The 19614-nt window shown below is 42.4% G+C and carries 16 protein-coding genes; 1 reads left to right on the forward strand and 15 read right to left on the reverse strand.

What is annotated here, in order from left to right; all coding sequences use genetic code 11:
• Nucleotides 1-295: 295 nt before the first annotated feature.
• Together argJ and argC are read right to left on the reverse strand one after the other, a co-directional pair.
• Nucleotides 296-1534, reverse strand: a complete 1239-nt coding sequence (gene argJ / locus QNO02_RS27160) for a bifunctional glutamate N-acetyltransferase/amino-acid acetyltransferase ArgJ (protein ID WP_289390478.1) — start codon at nucleotides 1532-1534, stop codon at nucleotides 296-298.
• A gap of 131 nt (nucleotides 1535-1665) precedes the next feature.
• Nucleotides 1666-2715, reverse strand: coding sequence for an N-acetyl-gamma-glutamyl-phosphate reductase (gene argC, locus QNO02_RS27165; RefSeq protein WP_091036394.1), 1050 nt, complete (start codon nucleotides 2713-2715; stop codon nucleotides 1666-1668).
• Nucleotides 2716-3046: 331 nt separating this feature from the next.
• Between argC and cls the strand changes: the two genes are divergently transcribed.
• Nucleotides 3047-4495 carry a cardiolipin synthase gene (gene cls / locus QNO02_RS27170; protein ID WP_289390479.1) on the forward strand — a complete coding sequence of 483 codons (1449 nt, stop codon included), beginning with the start codon at nucleotides 3047-3049 and terminating at the stop codon, nucleotides 4493-4495.
• Between the two features lie 317 nt (nucleotides 4496-4812).
• On the opposite strand, the gene QNO02_RS27175 is transcribed toward cls, so the two are convergent.
• From QNO02_RS27175 to QNO02_RS27235, 13 genes are all read right to left on the reverse strand, one after another.
• Nucleotides 4813-5721 carry a YitT family protein gene (locus tag QNO02_RS27175; protein ID WP_091013287.1) on the reverse strand — a complete coding sequence of 303 codons (909 nt, stop codon included), beginning with the start codon at nucleotides 5719-5721 and terminating at the stop codon, nucleotides 4813-4815.
• Nucleotides 5722-5855: 134 nt separating this feature from the next.
• Nucleotides 5856-6969, reverse strand: a protein-coding gene (gene prfB / locus QNO02_RS27180) for a peptide chain release factor 2 (RefSeq protein ID WP_124116498.1) whose coding sequence is annotated in 2 segments (ribosomal slippage) — nucleotides 5856-6896 and nucleotides 6898-6969 — 1113 coding nt in all. Because the reading frame shifts where the segments join, the coding sequence is not laid out codon by codon here.
• Nucleotides 6970-7322: 353 nt separating this feature from the next.
• Nucleotides 7323-9827 carry a preprotein translocase subunit SecA gene (gene secA / locus QNO02_RS27185; RefSeq protein ID WP_289390480.1) on the reverse strand — a complete coding sequence of 835 codons (2505 nt, stop codon included), beginning with the start codon at nucleotides 9825-9827 and terminating at the stop codon, nucleotides 7323-7325.
• Between the two features lie 788 nt (nucleotides 9828-10615).
• Nucleotides 10616-11179 (reverse strand): ribosome hibernation-promoting factor, HPF/YfiA family, encoded by a 564-nt coding sequence (gene hpf / locus QNO02_RS27190; protein WP_017691993.1) that lies wholly within the window; start codon nucleotides 11177-11179, stop codon nucleotides 10616-10618.
• Nucleotides 11180-11600: 421 nt separating this feature from the next.
• Nucleotides 11601-11798, reverse strand: a complete 198-nt coding sequence (locus QNO02_RS27195; RefSeq protein ID WP_024631599.1) for a cold shock domain-containing protein — start codon at nucleotides 11796-11798, stop codon at nucleotides 11601-11603.
• Nucleotides 11799-12046: 248 nt separating this feature from the next.
• A complete protein-coding gene (locus QNO02_RS27200; RefSeq protein WP_289390481.1) occupies nucleotides 12047-12403 on the reverse strand; it encodes a hypothetical protein in 357 nt (118 codons plus the stop codon).
• Complete coding sequence (gene fliS / locus QNO02_RS27205; protein ID WP_289390482.1) at nucleotides 12396-12782, reverse strand: flagellar export chaperone FliS; 387 nt, start codon at nucleotides 12780-12782, stop codon at nucleotides 12396-12398. The genes QNO02_RS27200 and fliS overlap by 8 nt, the downstream gene beginning before the upstream one ends.
• A gap of 22 nt (nucleotides 12783-12804) precedes the next feature.
• On the reverse strand, nucleotides 12805-14385 hold the full coding sequence (gene fliD, locus QNO02_RS27210; RefSeq protein WP_289390483.1) for a flagellar filament capping protein FliD: 1581 nt from the start codon (nucleotides 14383-14385) through the stop codon (nucleotides 12805-12807).
• A gap of 12 nt (nucleotides 14386-14397) precedes the next feature.
• Nucleotides 14398-14787 carry a flagellar protein FlaG gene (locus QNO02_RS27215; protein WP_289390484.1) on the reverse strand — a complete coding sequence of 130 codons (390 nt, stop codon included), beginning with the start codon at nucleotides 14785-14787 and terminating at the stop codon, nucleotides 14398-14400.
• A 244-nt stretch (nucleotides 14788-15031) separates the two neighbouring features.
• Nucleotides 15032-16126, reverse strand: a complete 1095-nt coding sequence (rfbG, locus tag QNO02_RS27220; protein WP_289390485.1) for a CDP-glucose 4,6-dehydratase — start codon at nucleotides 16124-16126, stop codon at nucleotides 15032-15034.
• A 26-nt stretch (nucleotides 16127-16152) separates the two neighbouring features.
• On the reverse strand, nucleotides 16153-17967 hold the full coding sequence (locus QNO02_RS27225) for a glycosyltransferase family 2 protein (RefSeq protein WP_289390486.1): 1815 nt from the start codon (nucleotides 17965-17967) through the stop codon (nucleotides 16153-16155).
• 12 nt (nucleotides 17968-17979) lie between these two features.
• Complete coding sequence (rfbC, locus tag QNO02_RS27230; protein WP_289390487.1) at nucleotides 17980-18534, reverse strand: dTDP-4-dehydrorhamnose 3,5-epimerase; 555 nt, start codon at nucleotides 18532-18534, stop codon at nucleotides 17980-17982.
• 41 nt (nucleotides 18535-18575) lie between these two features.
• Complete coding sequence (locus tag QNO02_RS27235; protein WP_289392902.1) at nucleotides 18576-19574, reverse strand: class I SAM-dependent methyltransferase; 999 nt, start codon at nucleotides 19572-19574, stop codon at nucleotides 18576-18578.
• Nucleotides 19575-19614 lie beyond the last annotated feature (40 nt).

Here is a 19614-nt window from a genome sequence, read left to right on the forward strand (position 1 = left end):
ATAACACTTTTATAAGGTGACAAAGGCTGGTAGGAGGCCATTCCGAATTCGGATTGTTCTTTCGATCGCTGTTGTCTCCAGGTTTCTTGAATTATCCCTATATAGGGGGAACACCCGGAGACAAAGGCGACCGCTCCGCTTCTGCAGAATCAATTCCGTCTTCTCCATTACTATCGCTATATGTCCAACACCAAACAACAAGTTTAAATTTCATTGATAAATTTTTGAAACATCTCACGAAACAGCTTCACAATAGAAGACAGCTGTTTCGCAAAACCTTTATCCCAAAGGCTTATTACGTGCGGTATGCGGCGTTAATTCGGACGTAGTCATACGTCAGGTCACAGCCCCAGGCTGTTGCTGTTCCTTCGCCGTGGTGCAAATCCACCACAATCCGAACTGTATCGGTCTGCAAATAGGCCAAGGCCAATTCTTCGTCAAACACGACTGGACGGGACTGTGCAAGTACCGAGATCTCTCCCAAACGAATATCCACCGTATCCGGGTTTACCGGCTGTCCTGCACGCCCTACGGCTGCAATAATCCGTCCCCAGTTAGCATCAGCGCCAAACATGGCGGATTTCACCAGACTGGACCCGATGACAGTTTTGGCAATTGCCTGTGCGGATTCATCACTTACTGCACCTGTAACTTCTACCTCGACCAGTTTTGTTGCTCCTTCACCATCACGAGCAATGGCTTTGGCCAACACTTGGCATACATAGGTGAAACCGGCTGCAAAAGCTTCCCAATCCGGATGCTCTGTGCTCAGCTCTTCATTGCCTGCATATCCACTGGACATGGCTACCAGCATGTCGTTTGTGCTTGTATCTCCATCGACGGTAATCATGTTAAATGTGTGATTCGTTGCCTGGCGCAGCAGGCGCTGCAACGCTTCTGCACCAATGACCGCGTCGGAGGTCATGAAAGCGAGCATTGTCGCCATATTCGGATGAATCATACCCGAGCCTTTGGCGGCTCCCGCAATTGTAACCGTCTTACCGTTAACCAGAACGGAGACGCAAGCTTCCTTTTTCACCAAATCCGTTGTCAGAATCGCTTGTGAAAATTGTTCCGCCTCATTAGACTCTTTGCCCATATGTGCTGGAAGTCCAGTAATTCCTGAATGTACTGCATCCATCTTGAGCAATTCCCCAATGACACCTGTGGATGCCACAGCCACATCCTCTTCTGCCACACCCAGCTCCCGCGCAGCGGCCGAACGCATCGCATAAGCATCTTCTTCACCTTGTTGCCCTGTACATGCATTGGCATTACCACTGTTAACGATAACAGCTTGAAGGCGTCCGTTGCTCAAACTTTCGCGCGTTACTTTGAGTGGTGCGGCCTGAAACACGTTCGTTGTGTATACAGCAGCAGCTGTAGCAGGTACATCACATCGGATCGCTCCGATGTCATTGCGAGATGTCTTTTTCAATCCGCAGTGAAGTCCACCAGCAGTGAATCCCCCAGGGGTTACAATTGTTCCGTTCTCAACCACGGTAAAGTTCTGTTGCTCCACATTCGTTCCCATATCATATCCCCCGTATGCGTTCAGCTATATGCCGATGATCCGCCTGCCTAACCTGATCCGTTCTCCCTAGAAGACTCTGAGAGAGCACTTTTACACCGAATGTTCAAGTGCTCCTCCTGAATTCCAATCCCTTATGGATATACCGGTGTCATGTTCAGCCCGAGGTTCTCCTCCCATCCCATCATCAGGTTCATATTTTGAATTGCTTGCCCGGATGCACCCTTCACCAGGTTGTCGATGACCGAAATAATCGTCAAACGCCCTGTGCGAGGATCCACCGCAAATCCGATATCACAATAGTTGGATCCGTACACTTCTTTGGTCGAAGGCCAGATGCCCGGTTCACGTACACGTACAAAAGGTCTGTTCTCATAATATTTACGATACAAATCTACGATCTCCCGGTCGCTGTGTTCCCCAATGAGTTTTGCATACATCGTACTCATGATTCCACGTGTCATTGGCACCAGATGTGTTGTGAAAGTGACCGTAACAGGCGTTCCTGTTATATCACCAAGCACTTGTTCAATCTCGGGAATATGTTGGTGTTTGTTCAGTTTATAGGCTTTGAAATTTTCATTCATCTCTGCATAATGGTTGGTCAGACTTGTTCCGCGTCCCGCTCCGGATACGCCTGATTTGGCATCAATAATAATAGTAGAAGGATCAATCCAACCTGCCTCTACTGCAGGGATCAGTCCAAGAAGTGTAGCCGTTGGATAACAGCCCGGGTTCGATATAAAATTCTGCCCCTTCACTTCTTCGCCATACACTTCAGCCATGCCGTATACCGCTTGTTCCAGCAAATCAGCTGAAGGAGCCGGATGTTTGTACCACTCTTCGTACACTGTTCCATCTTTGAGTCTGAAATCGCCAGACAGGTCAATGACCTTAAGGCCTGCTGCCAGCAAGCTTGGTACGAGCTTTGCACTTACGCCGGACGGGGTCGCTGTGAATACCAGATCCGCACGACTCGCAATTTCAGCCGGATCTACACCGTCGAGTGGCCTGTGAATCACGCCCGTCAAATGCGGAAATCCATCTGCGATGGACTCACCACTGCTCGATGATGAGATCACCGATGTGATTTCAACCTGCGGATGGTTCTGGAAAAAACGAATCAGTTCCACCCCGCCGTAGCCGGTGGAACCGACGATTGCTACTTTTAATTTGTTATTCACTCTCGCTCCCCCAATCTCGATGTATGCGCTACTTGTGCTATGCCCTTGCATGAATGAGGCCCGAACACAGCAATTCCGTCGCTTATATGCATATTTGTGTATTATTATACGACTCTGGTTATATAAATACAACACTCTATCATCAATTTCACATGGATTTCCATCCAATCCGAACATATCTTTATTTAACATCCGGGACGAATAGGTATACTTCTGTTAAAATACGTATTAGTAGGAAACATTACAATCAGGGTCTCATTCATAACTAACCTGCTAGTCAAGGACATATGAATAGATTCATGATGGTCATTATGAGACGTGGGGGACTATAGTGCATATCGAATCCATTTTACTTATTGTGCTCCTAGGCCTGAATATTATTTTTGCGGCAGCAGTCGTTTTCTTCGAACGGAAGGATGCCAGCGCTTCCTGGGCTTGGCTGCTCGTCTTGAACTTTATTCCGGTGTTTGGGTTTGTACTTTATCTTTTAACCGGTCAGAATCTGACCCGATACCGGCTTTTCCAGTGGAAAGAACGTAAGAAGCTCGGGCTAGAGGAACGTATTGAAGCCCAGCTCACGCAGTTGCACGATAACCGCACCCCTTTCCGCAACCAAGCAACCGAGAGTAGCCAGGACATGATTTATATGAACCTGAAGCAGAACGGTGCTCTGTTAACGGAGGATAATGCGGTTGAGATCATTACGGACGGAACAGACAAGTTCCAACGGCTCTTGGACGACATCGAAGCGGCTCAGGATCACGTGCACGTACAATACTACATTTATAGAGGCGACCGTCTGGGCAAAAGAATTCGGGATGCACTTATCCGCAAAGCGCGGGAAGGCATCAAAGTTCGTTTGCTGTATGACGCGCTCGGATCACGGCGGGTTTCGAAACGCTTTTTCAAAGAATTGCGCGAAGCAGGCGGTTTGGTTGAAGTCTTTTTCCCCTCCAAATTCAGTCTGATCAACTTGCGTATGAACTACCGGAACCACCGGAAGATTGTCATCATTGATGGTAACCTTGGGTACACGGGCGGGTTTAATGTGGGAGATGAGTATCTCGGCTTGAACTCGAAATTCGGTTACTGGCGTGACACACATCTGCGTATTCAGGGGAATGCCGTTCATGCGCTGCAGACCCGGTTCCTCCTGGATTGGAATGAAGCTTCCAAGCAACACGACACGCCTTACGTTCCGGCGCATTTCCCACATATCGAGGGTACAGGAAAGATTGCCATGCAGATTGTCTCTAGTGGACCGGATGCAGAGACCGAGCATATCAAGAACAGTTATCTCAAGATGATTAATGGTGCCAAACATTCGATTCTGATTCAAACACCTTATTTTATCCCGGATGCCAGTGTATTCGAAGCTATTCGTCTCGCGTGTCTGTCCGGCATAGATGTTCGCATCATGATTCCAAATAAACCCGACCATGCCTTTGTATATTGGGCTACGTTATCTTATATTGGTGAGTTGTTAAAAGTTGGCGCCAAAGTATTTATATATGATAATGGCTTCATTCATGCCAAAACACTTATCATTGACAGTTTGGTTGCATCCGTGGGAACCGCCAATATTGACTACCGCAGTTTCCGGTTAAACTTTGAGGTTAATGCCTTTATGTATGATGAAACGATTGCGACAGCACTTGTACAAACCTTTGAGCACGACCTGCATGTATCGCGTGAGATGACGCTCGATGAATACCAGAAACGCAGTCTGATTATCCGCTTCAAAGAAGCAATTTCCCGTCTGTTGTCTCCGATTCTGTAGTGGTGGCACTCCGATGACAGAACATCCTTCCGATCGCTGTTATCCCCAGATTTTTTTGATTCTCTATTCTAAAGGGGAAAATCCGGGGATAGCATATGCTTCCGAAGTAGCTTTCTTTCAGAAAGCTTTTAGGCGAACGTTCCACTTCTTCAGGATATTTCTGTCCTCTCCGTTATGTGAAATGTTAAGTTAAACTTTTAATAAGAGAAAAGCAGGTACTCCCTCTCCGTTATCTTAGAGAAGGATATACCTGCTTTTTTTGATACAGTCATATCTTATTAAACCTACACGGCTTACTCGCTATTTTTCACACCCGTTCACACATGTTCTCCCCGCTTAAAACCTTCGCCGAGCACTTCGTGCGCGTTACTGATAATGACAAAAGCTCCCGGGTCCACAGACCGGATCAACGCTTTGAGTCTTGGCACCTCATTTTGCCCAACGACTACCATCAGTACTGTTCGCTGATCGTCGGTGTAACCGCCTTTGGCCTCCAGCTTTGTTAATCCGCGATCCAGGTCATCCAGAATCACTTTGCTAATCGCTTCTGTCTGGTTGGAGATAATATAAGCCACCTTGGAGAAGCCGAGCCCCATCTCTACAGCATCGATCACTTTACCGGTAACATACAACCCAATTAGTGCATAGAGAGACTGTTCCAATGACAATACAAAAGCAGCCATAATAATAACCGTAGCATCCATGATGACTACACACAATGAGTAACTCAGTCCACTGTATTTCTGTACGATTCTGGCAAGAATGCTCATGCCACCTGTCGATCCTCTACCGCGGTATACAATTCCAATCCCTAAACCAACGCCAATTCCACCGTACAGTGAACCCAGAAGCGGATTCGTTGTTGGAATGGCCCAATCCTTCGTCAGATAGACTAACAATGGCAGGACAATACTGCCGAGAACTGAACGGATACCATACTGTTTGCCAATGAGCAGAAACCCTGCAATCAGGAGTGGGATATTAATTGCCCATTGGGTATATGCCGGCTCCCAATTAAGCCATTCCTTGCCCAGAATTGATAACCCGGACACCCCACCCGATGCGATCTGATTCGGTAATAAAAATAAATTAAAGGCCACTGCAATTAAAAACGAACCTAAAATGATAGATACCGTGTCCACGACGTTTCTCCATGGACCATTGAGTGGAATGAGGCTAGTTATCCTCTTTTTGCGGCTGTTGTGAAGTTGTGATCGTTGTTGCATGTTCTCGTGCTCTCCTTTTATGTGACTGATCAATTGTTCGCTCATTTTTTCTATATCCTATAAAATTATTCAAAAAAAAGCTCCCATATACACCAGCATACGCCTACACGTATGGGTCCATACAGGAACTTATATTAATCGGTTTCTACTTTAATCTGGCTACGCAAATAACCATCGATGAATGCATCGAGGTCGCCGTCCATTACTGCACCTGTATTCCCAGTCTCTACGCTTGTACGGTGATCCTTTACCATACTATAGGGATGGAACACATAGGAGCGAATCTGGCTCCCCCATGAAATATCCGACTGATCTCCTCGGATTTCATCCAGCTGTTGTTTTTGCTCTTCAATTTTACGCTCATACAATTTCGAACGGAGCATCGTCATCGCTCGCTCACGGTTCTTGATCTGTGAACGTTCATTCTGACACGTTACAACTACACCTGTTGGAAGGTGAGTAATCCGTACAGCAGAGTCGGTGGTATTGATATGTTGTCCACCCGCGCCACTCGCCCGGTACGTATCGATCTTGAGGTCCTCTGTGCGGATGTCCAATTCAATCGTGTCATCAATCTCCGGTACCACATCACAGGATACGAAGGACGTATGTCTACGGCCCGATGAGTCAAAAGGAGAGATCCGCACCAGTCGGTGTACACCCTTCTCGGCTTTCAGATAACCATAAGCGTTATGTCCCTTAATCGACAACGTAACACTTTTGATCCCAGCCTCATCACCTGGCAGATAATCCAGTACCTCAACCTTGAAGCCACGCTTCTCGGACCAACGAGTGTACATCCGGAGCAGCATCTGTCCCCAATCCTGGGACTCGGTACCACCCGCACCCGGGTGAAGCTCCAGAATCGCATTCATCTTGTCGTATGGTTGATTCAGGAGAAGCTGAAGTTCAAACTCTGCAACCTTATTCACGATCGCGGTAATACTGTTACCAATCTCGGTAGCGAGGTCTTCGTCGCCTTCTTCGTCCGCCAGTTCGATCATCATCACTGCATCATCATAGTCCTGTTGGAGTTTGGTGTATTGATCCACAGATCCTTTCACCGCATTTAGCTCAGCGATTACGGATTGTGCCTTGTCACTATCGTCCCAGAAATCCGGGGCAGACATCTTCACTTCGAAGTTGCCGATCATCTCTTGCTTCAGATCTAAGTCAAAGAGACCCCCTAAGGTTTGTTAGTTTCTTGCCTATTTCACGCAGGTCATGCTTCACGTTTGGATCGATCATGTGCAATTCCTCTTTTCATTAAGATAAGCTCCCCGCATCCAGGGTATTCCTCCAGATCAAGTATGCGAAGCGTCACCCTGGTGTTGAGACAACTGTTGTATCAGTATATCTCTTCTCCATGATCATGGTCATATTATTATAACTATGCACCATTAACCGGTTTTGCATCCTTCACTTCATCTTATGGAATACCCGGCTGCAAGGAGCCGTTCATGTCATGCTATTTAAGTTGACCTAGTAAATGTTACACCTGCCACTCCGATTACAGTAGCATCTTCGATCGCTTCTGCACTCTCCGTAATGGTGTAAAATCAAGGTCCAACTTATTACACTAAAGTGTATAAACCATTGTACTACTCTTGACCGTGGCAGTGTTTGAACTTCTTGCCACTACCACATGGACATGGATCGTTACGTCCGATTTGGTCAGAAACCTTCACTGGACGTTTCTCAGCAGGTTCACCGCTTGTCGAGATCTGACTTTCCTCAACAACCGCTTGACGCTCCTGATTGCTCTCGATCTGTGCTCTCATCACATAAGTCGCTACTTCTTCCTGAATCGAAGCGATCATCTGATGGAACATCTCAAAGCCTTCGAACTGGTACTCACGCAGTGGATCTGTACCACCGTAGGCGCGAAGGTGGATACCTTGACGCAATTGATCCATAGCATCAATATGATCCATCCACTTGCTGTCTACTGCACGAAGCACAACCACTTTCTCGAACTCACGAACCATATCTTCGCCAATTCGCTCTTCACGTGCATTGTACTTGTTCTGAACTTTCGTAAACAGGTACTCGATAATCTCTTCTGCTTCCTTGCCCCACAGATCATCTTTTGTTACCGAACCATCATCCAGCAATTTGCTGTTCATGTAATCGGCAACTTCCTGCAGCTCCCAGTTTTCTGGAATATCGTCACCACAGTGTGCTTCAACGATACGTTCAATGGAAGGTTTGATCATATCCATAACAATCTGTTTGATGTTTTCGGACTCCAGTACCTCGCGGCGCTGTTTATAGATAATTTCACGTTGTTGGTTCATAACATCATCGTATTGGAGAACGACTTTACGCACGTCAAAGTTGTTACCTTCAACACGTTTCTGCGCCGATTCTACTGCACGGGTAATCATCCGGCTCTCGATCGGTTGGTCTTCTTCAAAACCAAGGCGCTCCATCATGTTCAGTACATTGTCTGCACCGAAACGTCTCATCAATTCATCACCCAGTGACAGGTAGAATTGTGTTGAACCCGGGTCACCTTGACGCCCTGCACGACCACGCAGCTGATTATCAATCCGGCGTGATTCGTGACGCTCTGTACCGATGATATGAAGGCCGCCTACTTCAGCTACACCTTCACCCAAGATAATATCCGTACCCCGTCCAGCCATGTTGGTTGCAATCGTTACTGCACCCGCTTGACCAGCTCCTGAGATGATCTCTGCTTCTTCCGCATGGTACTTGGCGTTCAGTACCTGGTGTTTAACACCACGGCGTTTGAGCATGTCAGACAGGCGCTCCGAGTTCTCGATGGATACTGTACCTACCAGAACCGGCTGGTTCTTACTGTGGCGTGCCACGATCTCTTCTACAACGGCATTGAACTTGCCATCGATGCTCTTATACACGACATCTGCCATGTCATCCCGTTTGTTCGGACGGTTGGTTGGAATTTGCAGTACTTCGAGACCGTAGATTTTTTTGAACTCTTCTTCCTCGGTTTTCGCTGTACCCGTCATACCCGCAAGTTTACGGTACATCCGGAAATAGTTCTGGAAGGTAATCGTAGCAAGCGTCATGCTCTCGTTTTGTACTTCAATGCCTTCTTTGGCTTCAATCGCCTGGTGCAATCCATCACTGTAACGACGTCCAGACATCAGACGACCTGTGAATTCATCAACGATCATAACTTCCTCATCACTGACTACATAATCCACGTCACGACGCATGATTGCATTAGCTTTCAAGCCCTGCACGATGTGATGGTTGAGAGTTACATTGGCATGATCATACAAGTTCTCGATACCAAATGCCTTCTCTGCTTTTGCCACGCCCGCCTCAGTCAACGCTACGGATTTCACCTTAATGTCTACCGTAAAGTCTTCTTCCGGCACCAAACGTTTCACAAAACGATCTGCTGCATAGTACATATCCGTCGACTTCTGAGCTTGTCCAGAGATAATGAGTGGCGTACGCGCCTCATCGACCAAGATGGAGTCTACTTCATCAATGATACAGAAGAACAATGGACGTTGTACCATTTGCTCTTTGTAGAGCACCATGTTGTCACGCAGATAGTCAAAACCAAACTCGTTGTTCGTTCCGTACGTAATATCACATGCATATGCATGTTGTTTCAAAGCATGGTCCATACCGCTCAGGTTAACCCCTACCGTCATGCCCATGAATTCGTAGATTTGTCCCATTTCCTGGCTATCCCGCTGTGCCAAATAGTCATTGACTGTGACCACGTGTACACCTTTGGACATCAACGCGTTCAGATATACCGGAAGTGTTCCTACCAGCGTTTTACCTTCACCCGTTTTCATCTCGGAAATACGGCCTTCATGCAGAGCGATACCGCCCAGCATCTGTACATCGTAGTGACGTTTGCCCAGTACACGGCGTGAAGCCTCACGTACGGTTGCAAATGCCTCTGGAAGAAGTTCATCTGTCGTTTCTCCCTTTTCAATACGAGCACGGTATTCGTCCGTTTTACCTTTCAGTTGTTCATCAGACAACGCCTGAAATTGTGGTTCCAGTTTATTGATCACATCGACCGTCTTCATCAGACGTTTAACATCACGTTCATTCATGTCGCCGAAGATCTTTTTGACAAGTCCTAGCATGGTATACCCCTTTCGTGCAAAACAGAATAGACCCCCTGTTGCCGCCACGCGACACCATCGGATGGATGTTGCATCCACTTGCCCGGGGGTGACAAACAATATAAAAAGTAATATGGATGAATCAACTCCAGGCTTGCCAAGGGTTCCTCATGAAGCTGATTCGGTATTCAAACGGATTCGGTTATTAAAAACTAGCCGAAGCCCGAGCCTTGCGAATCATGTTCATGGTGCTGTGCCTGTCATTGATTATGATTAGCGATCATTCGTTGACAATTCTTCATCAGGACAATGATTCTCTTTGCATAAATTGTAACAGTTTGTAAGGGCCGCCGCAACACGCCACGGCACACTTCTTTGAACTTATGAGACATATCAAATGGAGTTTAAGTGCAAAAAATCATAGTCGTTAGCGGAAGCCATCGATTGCCATGTTTGATTTTGCACGGTAGACAGCCCTGTCAACGAGTTTTGATGGTAAATTTGGATGAAAATCTCAATATCCAGCTCTCGAATGTAGGTGTACGAATATTTTCATAACCATCTGAATCCGGCAGTAAACTTTTACAGTTTGTGCTTCTTCTTACTATCTATTAGACGCAGCAGCATAGGGAATAGTTTCACCATTTTATTTCCAAAGGTCATTTCCCAGCTCCTTTACGCACAAAAGAGCCCCATCCCCTAAGGGATGGAAGCTCTTGTTAAGTCTAATCCAGGAAACTACAGTCCCTGTCTTCATTATTATTAGATATTCATACGCAAATCCGATCCGATGATCCTATACCTTAAGATTAACCTTGTTCGATCAATCCGTACTTACCATCGTTCCGTTTGTAAACTACGCTAACTTCTTCACTGTCAATGTTGGAGAATACGAAGAAATTGTGACCAACCATGTTCATTTGGAGGATGGCCTCTTCCACGTCCATTGGTTTCAACATAAAGCGTTTCGTCCGTACGACTTCAAAATCATCGTCATCCGTGTCCGCATCCAGTTCAGCTGTAGCTACAGTACCTGTTGGATCTTCAACGAAGAGTGTTTTCAGGCTGCCTTCCTGGCGGAACTTACGGTTAATTTTTGTTTTGTGTTTGCGGATCTGACGTTCCAGCTTGTCCACCACGGAGTCAATGGATGCGTACATATCGTCGCTCTCATCCTCGGCGCGGAGCACAATGCCTTTCAAAGGGATCGTCACCTCTACCGTATGCAAACCTCTCGTCGTGCTCAATGTAACAGCACCGTCAGAGTTAAGGGGTGCATCGAAATACTTCTCGAGTCTACTCAACTTTTTGTCGACATAATCCTTCAAAGCATCAGTAACCTCGATTTGTTGACCTCGAATACTTAAATTCATAGGGCACTCCTCCTTTTTCCTTTGCCACTTCATTATAACACGAATGTAAGCGCCATGTAAAAACTCCCGGTGACCGAATAATGACATCTGTTCAAGCCACATCTGCCAACGTAGGCATAACGCCATATTTCGCGATATTTCATCATATTCAGCCATAATCGTATATTTGCATGGAATGTCTTATTAGGCGCTTGATGATGTATTTAACCGTTTTTGAGCTTGCTCAATCTAATATGTAAAATGAACTTCAATCTATCTCTTGAATCTATTAAATTCAATAGAAAAATGTTCCTCGGATGATTCTCAAATCTCTAATCTATTGAAACAAAAAAAGACCCCGGAAAGTACCGGAGTCTGATGCTAGCGATAATTCAATTAGGTAACCATCTAACCATATATGTAGGTCGGATTGTCCGGATGATTATAATTTGATTACGTTAGCTGCTTGCGGTCCACGCGCGCCTTCGACGATGTCGAATTCTACGGATTGACCTTCTTCCAAAGTTTTGAATCCTTCGGATTGAATTGCGGAGAAATGTACGAATACGTCGCCGCCATCTTCAGTCTCAATGAAACCGTAACCTTTTTCTGCGTTGAACCATTTTACTTTACCTTGCATGCACTAACATTCCCTTCGTCATCAAATGAAGTGAAGCTTTCGGCCTTAACCTCTGCCCACAATTCAGATAATACCATCCAAAGTTATCCATTGTCAATTGGAAAAGTAAATGTTTTCTTGGAATTTTTTGTAGATTAATTGGGGATTGTGTTGAACGGTGAGATATCTTGAATATATCAGGTAATTGGAGGGTTGGTAAGTGCAGAAAAACCAGTACTGCAAAGAGCAATACTGGTTTCGACATTAGTTTACTTCCGTTTATCCATCAAATAACTATCTACTGCGTAGTTGTTCTCGTACACGCTCCGCTGAGATCTTGCTGCACTTCGCTGAGTCAGCCACTGTTGCGCCTCATTTTTAAGAGATAACATATGACCCTGTATTCTTTGGTCATACCCCAGAATACGCTTCAGCTCATGTTGTTGCTCGCTATCCATCTCTTGAACATCCAGAACCTCTTGCAGTTGTCCCACCAATGCCTGTCTTTTATTAACGAAATTTTCGGTCTCATCAGAACTTTTTGTTTCCAATTGCAGCATAAAACTATGTGTAAGATGCGAAAGTTCACTTAAAACCGTATTTATGGCTGCATGGTTACTATTCATTCATTGGTGTCCCTATATATTGCTTATTGGCGACGACCCAGGTTTCACGAAGTTCCTGCAAGTAGTTCAATGTCTCTTCTGCAGGTTGTGTCTCTTTTTTAATATTGGATTGAATTAACAAGTGATTCATATACTCATACATTGAGAACAAATTTTCAGATACAGGATACGAGTGATCCAAGGTAGACATCAATTCACTAATTATCGTTTGGGCTTTCCCCAAATTGACGTTAGCCTTCATGTAATCCTTGCTTGAAATACCCTCTAGACCAACCTTCACAAATCGGATGGCTCCATCATATAGCATAATAACCAACTGTCCAGGCGTAGAGGTTTGTACCGAGGATTGTTTATATTTCTCATAAGGAGATGTAATCATATGGAATTATTCCTCCCTTTAATTATTGAAAGTAACTTGATAAACTAGACGACTGTGATTGGAACTGGTTCATCGCTTTTTCCATGGCAGCAAACTGCTTATAATACCGTGTTTCCCAAGCTGTCATTTTTCTTTCAAGATCAGAAATTCCTTTGTTGTAATTCTTTAGTTGTTCGCCCATAATACTTTCAGTCTTCAGTGTCATGCTTGCGTCAGAATCTCTATTGGAAGTACCTACCTTTTTCACAAAAAGGTCTAATGTTGAATTTAACTCAGTTCTCAATCCACTAAAGATCCCTTTACCATCGATATCTGAAATGGAGCCTCGGAAAATACTCAGAACTTTATCTGGATTGCTTGACAGTGCATCATTAAGTTTGGCTTCATCTATTTGCAACTTACCTTTTTCATAATATTGCCCTGTTGTTATTCCAGCCTCACTCAAACCCTTTAAGTTACTAGTAATTATAGTTCTCATTGAAGCTACTGTTGAGCTTAAAATGGTGTCATTTTTTAAAAGTCCACTTTTGGCTCTTTCTTCCCAGTTCTTAATGTCATCTTCTGTCATATCTTTCTTTTGTTCAGATGTCAGCGGAGTATAATCTCTATACTTTTGTTCTGATAATTTAGAGTTCATTAACCCCAATAATTCGTTGTAGGTGTCAACAAATGACTTGATTGTTTCTACAGCTTTAGATGGGTCAGACTGTGTGGTAATTTTTGAAGGAGTACCTGACGTCGTCTCCAAAAGAGTCAATTTAATCCCATTCACTGTTAGTGTATCACTCTCAGGGTAAAAAGACTTAGCGGTAGTACTGGTAGGATCATCTAAGGCGCTAGTAATTTTAACTTCACCTTTAGTAAAATTAAGAGTCCCCCCTTCACCAAACTTTTTCCCATTACTTAATGGATCAGTAGTATCAGAAAAATTGATTACTGCGAAAAGGGAACTGGATTTAGACTCGTTAACAATCGTTACTTCACCTGTAATTGGATCAATATCCTTTTTTTCGCCCAAATCCGAGATCGTTTTACCAAACTCTTTACTAGTAATTGTGAATTTACCACTTACCTCATCAAAGGCTGCGGTTACTGTAGGAATTGACGAGTTAATACGTGAAACCACAGTAGATATTGAATCCCCTTTTAAAAATTGAACTGTTTTCCCGTTTATATTAAGATCAAACTCATTTAGTCCTCCATTACCTGATAACTCCCCCAACGTAGTGCTTGACTTCGCATTATCTCCACCCGTTGTAAGTAAGCCCGAATTGCTCTGTATACCAGATTTTTTGGCGAGTGTCACTACTTCAACAGTTAAAGCTACAGCACTAGCATCCGCGTTTGCTTCGGCTTTAACTGCTGTTGTGTTACCACTGACCGTGGATTTTTGAGTGTTTGTCGCTTTAGACATATTCATATCTGCAAGTTTTTGACTAAACTGTACGATTTTGCTATTTAATTCCCTGTAGCTATTTCTTGTCCAATCGAGAATTTGTTTTTGTTGATTCAATTTATCCAACGGAACTCTCTTCACTGTCATCATTGATTTAACCATACTGTCGATATCCATTCCTGAAAAACCATTAATACGCATACTCATCTACCAAACCCCCTATACCTTTTCATCTATTATAATTCCGGCTATTTCCATCATCTTGGCAACTAAATCCAAGGTTTTCTCTGGAGGGATTTCACGAATCAGCTCACCTGTTTCCTTATTTAGCACCTTCACCAGAATTTGATGTGTTTTCTCATGAACGCTCATTTCCAAAGTAGTTGAAGGCCCCTGAAGAGCTTTTACCGCCCTATCAATTGCTTTGATAAGGTGCTCATCTCCAAAAGGAATGTTAACTCCTTGCTGTTCCAGCTTAGATAAATCCACTCCATTCCTGACTGCTTGCAAAAGTTTACTGTTTGGATTTTGTGATGTTTCGCTTGGCTGACTTATTGAACCTAACGTTCCATTCACCATATTCGTCGAAAATGAAAATTGTAGATTCATCGCTCATCCTCCGATGGAATTATTTATTATATTTATCGGTTAGCGAGGATTGAGATTGAATAGATATTTATTAGTACAATGAATGTTTCTAAAATAAACATATAGAATGTACTACATAATGAAAGTAAATGATCTCCAATGGGAGGGCGTGAAAAAACTATGATAACCTTCTGTCATCTACTCCAATTTAGAAGCTAAACACACTGAATAGATAGATTGAAGATGATCCTCTATATAATAGAGTTTAACTTTGTGTCAAACTATCATTTTCATATTGGCTAATTTGAAACTCGCATACCTCTTTAACACTTTTCCCAACCAAGTAATCAACATACCACTTAACTGTATAATCCAGTGCTTTATCGAGAGACCACTTGGGAAACCAATTAAGGTGCTTCAAAGCCTTGGAGCAGTCCAGTTTAAGCATGTTTGCTTCATGTTTTGAATCTTGGTTTATAATATGGTACCCCCGATTATCATGAGGCCATTTGCTAAGCATCTGATTAATGATCCACTCAACAGATCTAGCCTCATCATGCTGAGGTCCAAAGTTCCAGGCCTCAGCATGATTGAATTCTTCAGAGTATAAATTTTGACAAAGTAATAGATAACCTGATAAGGGTTCTAGTACATGTTGCCAAGGACGAATAGCACCGGGATTACGAATCTGAATCTTCTCTCCATTTATCAGTGATTTAACAAAATCAGGGATCAGTCGATCTTCAGCCCAATCCCCCCCTCCGATTACATTGCCTGCTCTCGCAGTAGCTACATTTATCCCAGAAGATTGAAGAAAAGAACGACGATATGCTGAGGTGATGAGTTCTGAACAAGCTTTACTACTTGAATAGGGGTCATAACCACCCAAAGGATCAATTTCCCTGTATCCCCACTCCCATTCCTGATTTTCATAACATTTATCTGTAGTAACATTTAGAATGACTTTGACCGATGAACAACTACGTGCTGCTTCCATTACATTAACAGTACCCATTACATTGGTTGCGTATGTCTCAACAGGGCTTTCATAGGATTTTCTAACTAGAGGTTGCGCGGCCATGTGAATGATGATCTGCGGATTTGCTTTATTGATAGATTTAGTAAGATTTAATAAGTCAGTTACATTACCGTCTGTAGTGGATTCAACTAAAACTTCTTCAATATTACCTAGCTTAAATAACGAAGGACTTGAAGGAATGTCCAGAGAGTAACCCGTAACTTTCGCCCCCATATTATGAAGCCATAGAGTCAGCCAACTACCTTTAAAACCAGTATGTCCAGTTATAAACACATTTTTTCCCGACCAAAAGTTACGATTCACGATGCCTGTTTTCACCATATCAACCTCTTGACTTTCTTATAAATTTAAATTCCAACATAATTCATTTGATATAATCCATAATTATGGTTTAGTAATGATTTCAAATATTCCGTTTCTTTTCTCTCACCCTTAGCTAAAAAACTTGCTAAATTATTCACAATCTGATCACGATCAGCACTTTGTTGTGAAGCATAGTTAGTAATTGATGTTAATTCAAAACCATGCATCCTTGCTTGAATGCAAATTACGTCAGGGATGTAATGTTTACGATTATGAATAGAATGAGAAGAGTTCAACATTTCGTATAATACTTCAATGCTAATTACGTTGTTAACCATAAAAATCAACTTACCATTGGTATTCATCTTGTCAGCGACACTACTAAATATTGTATCTAAATCTTCAGAATATAAATCCAATGGTTTCTCAATATAAGCTAAGTCAACGTTGACATTCTCAACCGAAGAAAGTTGAATTAAATTTTCAAGCACAACGACTTGCTCAGAAATACTTCTAACATCCAGATCATACTTTCTCTCTGTAGAACAAACATAAACCATTGGTTTATTCCCATAATTTGACCAAATACGATTCTTTAATTGCAATAAAGTAGCCCCACATTTTACATCAATACCCAGAATTGAATTAACTCCTGAAAGTAAATTTTCATCAACATCGAGATAGGCTACATTCATACGCGCATCCAACCAAGCATCCAAGTCGTATCTTTCCTGAAAAGTTTCTCTTCCCTCTTGCAAGGAATTAGATTGGTGGTCAACTGCTGTAGTCAAACTACCGTAGTGGTGAGCTACAGTATCCCCACAGTATACGAGCTTATATCCCGCTCTTCTGATTCTAAAGCTTATGTCATCGTCCAAAAATTCACCACGATAATAACGTGTATCATAATATCCAATTCGATCTAAAAGAGCTGTGGGACAACACAACACATTGGGTAATAATACTACACGCTCTTCCCACTTAGCAGGATCACTTACATTGTAATCTTTAGCCCGCTCTTGAAAATCTTCTTTAGAGACAAATGGAACTGGAATTTGCTGCAAATTTGAAATAAATGTTGCACCTGGTGAGACAAAACCAATTTTTTGGTCTGATTCGATACAAATCATCAAATTTTCTATCCAATTCGGTGTGAAAATAAAATCATTACATACAGCAGCACAATATTTACCTTCTGCTGCCATTAATCCAATATTAAATCCTTTAACGAGATGTATGTTATATTTTAGATGAATTACTTTTGCCCCAATAATAGAATCAAAATACTCTTTTGTTCCATCAGTAGAACCATTGTCTACCAAAATCAATTCATAATCTACATCGCCAGTATTCATTAAAATGCTCTCAACGCAATCCTTGGTATAACTGAGATTATTATATGCCAGTAGAACTATACTGACTTTACACTTTGAATTTTTACCCTTCATAATAATATCTTCATGGTCCACAATCCCAATCTCAGGATAAAAATCCGGGTAGTCCCTCTTCGTAACTATGTTTTCTACCAAATAAGCTACTTCATACTCTAAAATTCTAAACAAAGAGGTAAAATGAAATTTGAAATTATATAAAAAAGATTCTACTTTATCAGACTTCATATTTAGTTTAAGCTCATTAATATAAAAAATTATATTAGCATTAATTTCCTTAACTCTGTTAGGTATAGTTGATGTGTTTGTTAAGTTTTCTACTACACGTATTAAGCCTAGGAATTCATCGAATATTCCCATGTTTGAAAGGCTCATTTCTTCTTGTTTAATACAATTTTCCAAATAAATTATTCCTTCACGTCCAACATGCAGAGATTCAAGAAGTTTTGTTGCGGTCAAATTATCCATTTTAGTCTCCCTTTATAATTCAATACCATCTGTTTTCATATTAAAAGCATTCCATGATTCATCTTTTTGTGAGATGATGGTATGTTCTGACTCAGGCCACTCTATGCCAAACGCCTCATCATTCCAACGAACTCCAGATTCATGTGAAGGTGTATAGCTCTCACTTACCATATAATGAATATTTGTATTGTCTGTTAGGGTCTTATAACCATGCGCGAAACCTTTAGGAACATATAAAGAAAAGCGATTTTTTTCCGACAGTGTCACCCCATACCATTTTCCAAATGTAGAACTTTTATAATTCAAATCTATAATAACGTCGTATATCGCACCACTGAAGCACGTTACGATTTTGTCTTCGCTATAGGGTGGTTTTTGAAAGTGCATACCTCTGAGTGTTCCGGATTTCAAGTTAAAAGCTACATTGGATTGAGTCATATTGAAGTTAATCCCTTTTGCTTTCATTTCCGTCTGACAAAAACTTCTGGCAAAATATCCGCGACTGTCCGTAATAGGTTCTAATTCAATAACTGCCGCTTTATTCAACGGCGTAGGATGAATCAACATGCATGTCCACCTAACTTTCTATTACTTAGATTGTGATTTTATTATTTGAATGTTATTATTTCCCCAGAAAATCCAAGTTGTTTAAGCTGAGTTTGTATTTGATTTATATGTGCATTAGCAAAAATAATAATAGTATTTAATTCAGAGACCGCTTCAGATGTAGGTTTTTTAATGAGAATGCGAGAAAGATAATGTCCATGCTTGGCGTTGTCACTATCAAAGAGACATTGTATCTGGATTTCATTTCTTAACATTGCCAAAAAACAAGTGGCTTCCGCTCCTGCGCCCCAACCTGCAACCTTAGAATTGGGAGAGAGTTGAGAGACGATTCTATTAAGATCCTTTTGCCGCTTCGTGCTAAAATCCACTAGAGATTTCGGCACCTTTCTCATATAAATTTCCAGTAAATTAGGATCTGCTGATTCCTGCACACATACAACACTCAATCCAGCACGACAGGCCATTGCTGATAGACTGGTTACTGAAAAATATTGGATGTGATCAGTACAAAGATTATTATACAGTTTTTTCTCAAAAATTCGTTGTCCGTTAGGAACTTCAACCAACAGCACACCGCTTTCTTTTAGATGTGTCGCTGCTTGCTTTATCATCTCTAGCGGATCTTCAAGATGTTCCAAAACTTCTATTAAAGTTATTACATCAAATCCCGATTCAAAACTTAATCCTTGATGAAAAAAATCATGAGTCACATTGAAGCCCTTTTCCCGAGCAATTAGAACACTAGAACTAGAAGGTTCCACACCCTGAATTTCTATGAAGTACTTCTGGGCCAACTCAAGATAGTGTCCAACACCACATCCAATATCAAGGAATTTATTATTTGATGGAGCAAGTAAAGATAAACGTTCAACTTGTTGCTCTCGAACACTTTTAAAACTCGCCCCCCAAAAAGAGCCCATTGAATATTCTTCATAGTAGCTTTCATTTATATGAGACGGAATCTGAGTGTGTCCACATGAATGACAGTGGTAAATGTCAATATCGCGCACCTGAACTTGTTCCGTATCATAATCAAGCATCACACTGTGTGGAGCACCGTTATATATTTCTTCAAAATGA

Source organism: Paenibacillus sp. PK1-4R (assembly GCF_030369595.1).
Classification (GTDB): domain Bacteria; phylum Bacillota; class Bacilli; order Paenibacillales; family Paenibacillaceae; genus Paenibacillus.

Coding starts and splice junctions, on each gene's coding strand:
- fliS (WP_289390482.1), bottom strand. CDS start 12,782: ATGATTACATCTCCTTATGAGAAATATAAACAATCCTCGGTACAAACC.
- hpf (WP_017691993.1), bottom strand. CDS start 11,179: ATGAATTTAAGTATTCGAGGTCAACAAATCGAGGTTACTGATGCTTTG.
- secA (WP_289390480.1), bottom strand. CDS start 9,827: ATGCTAGGACTTGTCAAAAAGATCTTCGGCGACATGAATGAACGTGAT.
- QNO02_RS27215 (WP_289390484.1), bottom strand. CDS start 14,787: ATGAATCTACAATTTTCATTTTCGACGAATATGGTGAATGGAACGTTA.
- rfbC (WP_289390487.1), bottom strand. CDS start 18,534: ATGTTGATTCATCCTACGCCGTTGAATAAAGCGGCAGTTATTGAATTA.
- QNO02_RS27235 (WP_289392902.1), bottom strand. CDS start 19,574: ATGCTTGATTATGATACGGAACAAGTTCAGGTGCGCGATATTGACATT.
- argJ (WP_289390478.1), bottom strand. CDS start 1,534: ATGGGAACGAATGTGGAGCAACAGAACTTTACCGTGGTTGAGAACGGA.
- fliD (WP_289390483.1), bottom strand. CDS start 14,385: ATGAGTATGCGTATTAATGGTTTTTCAGGAATGGATATCGACAGTATG.
- QNO02_RS27195 (WP_024631599.1), bottom strand. CDS start 11,798: ATGCAAGGTAAAGTAAAATGGTTCAACGCAGAAAAAGGTTACGGTTTC.
- QNO02_RS27200 (WP_289390481.1), bottom strand. CDS start 12,403: ATGAATAGTAACCATGCAGCCATAAATACGGTTTTAAGTGAACTTTCG.
- QNO02_RS27225 (WP_289390486.1), bottom strand. CDS start 17,967: ATGGATAATTTGACCGCAACAAAACTTCTTGAATCTCTGCATGTTGGA.
- rfbG (WP_289390485.1), bottom strand. CDS start 16,126: ATGGTGAAAACAGGCATCGTGAATCGTAACTTTTGGTCGGGAAAAAAT.
- QNO02_RS27175 (WP_091013287.1), bottom strand. CDS start 5,721: ATGCAACAACGATCACAACTTCACAACAGCCGCAAAAAGAGGATAACT.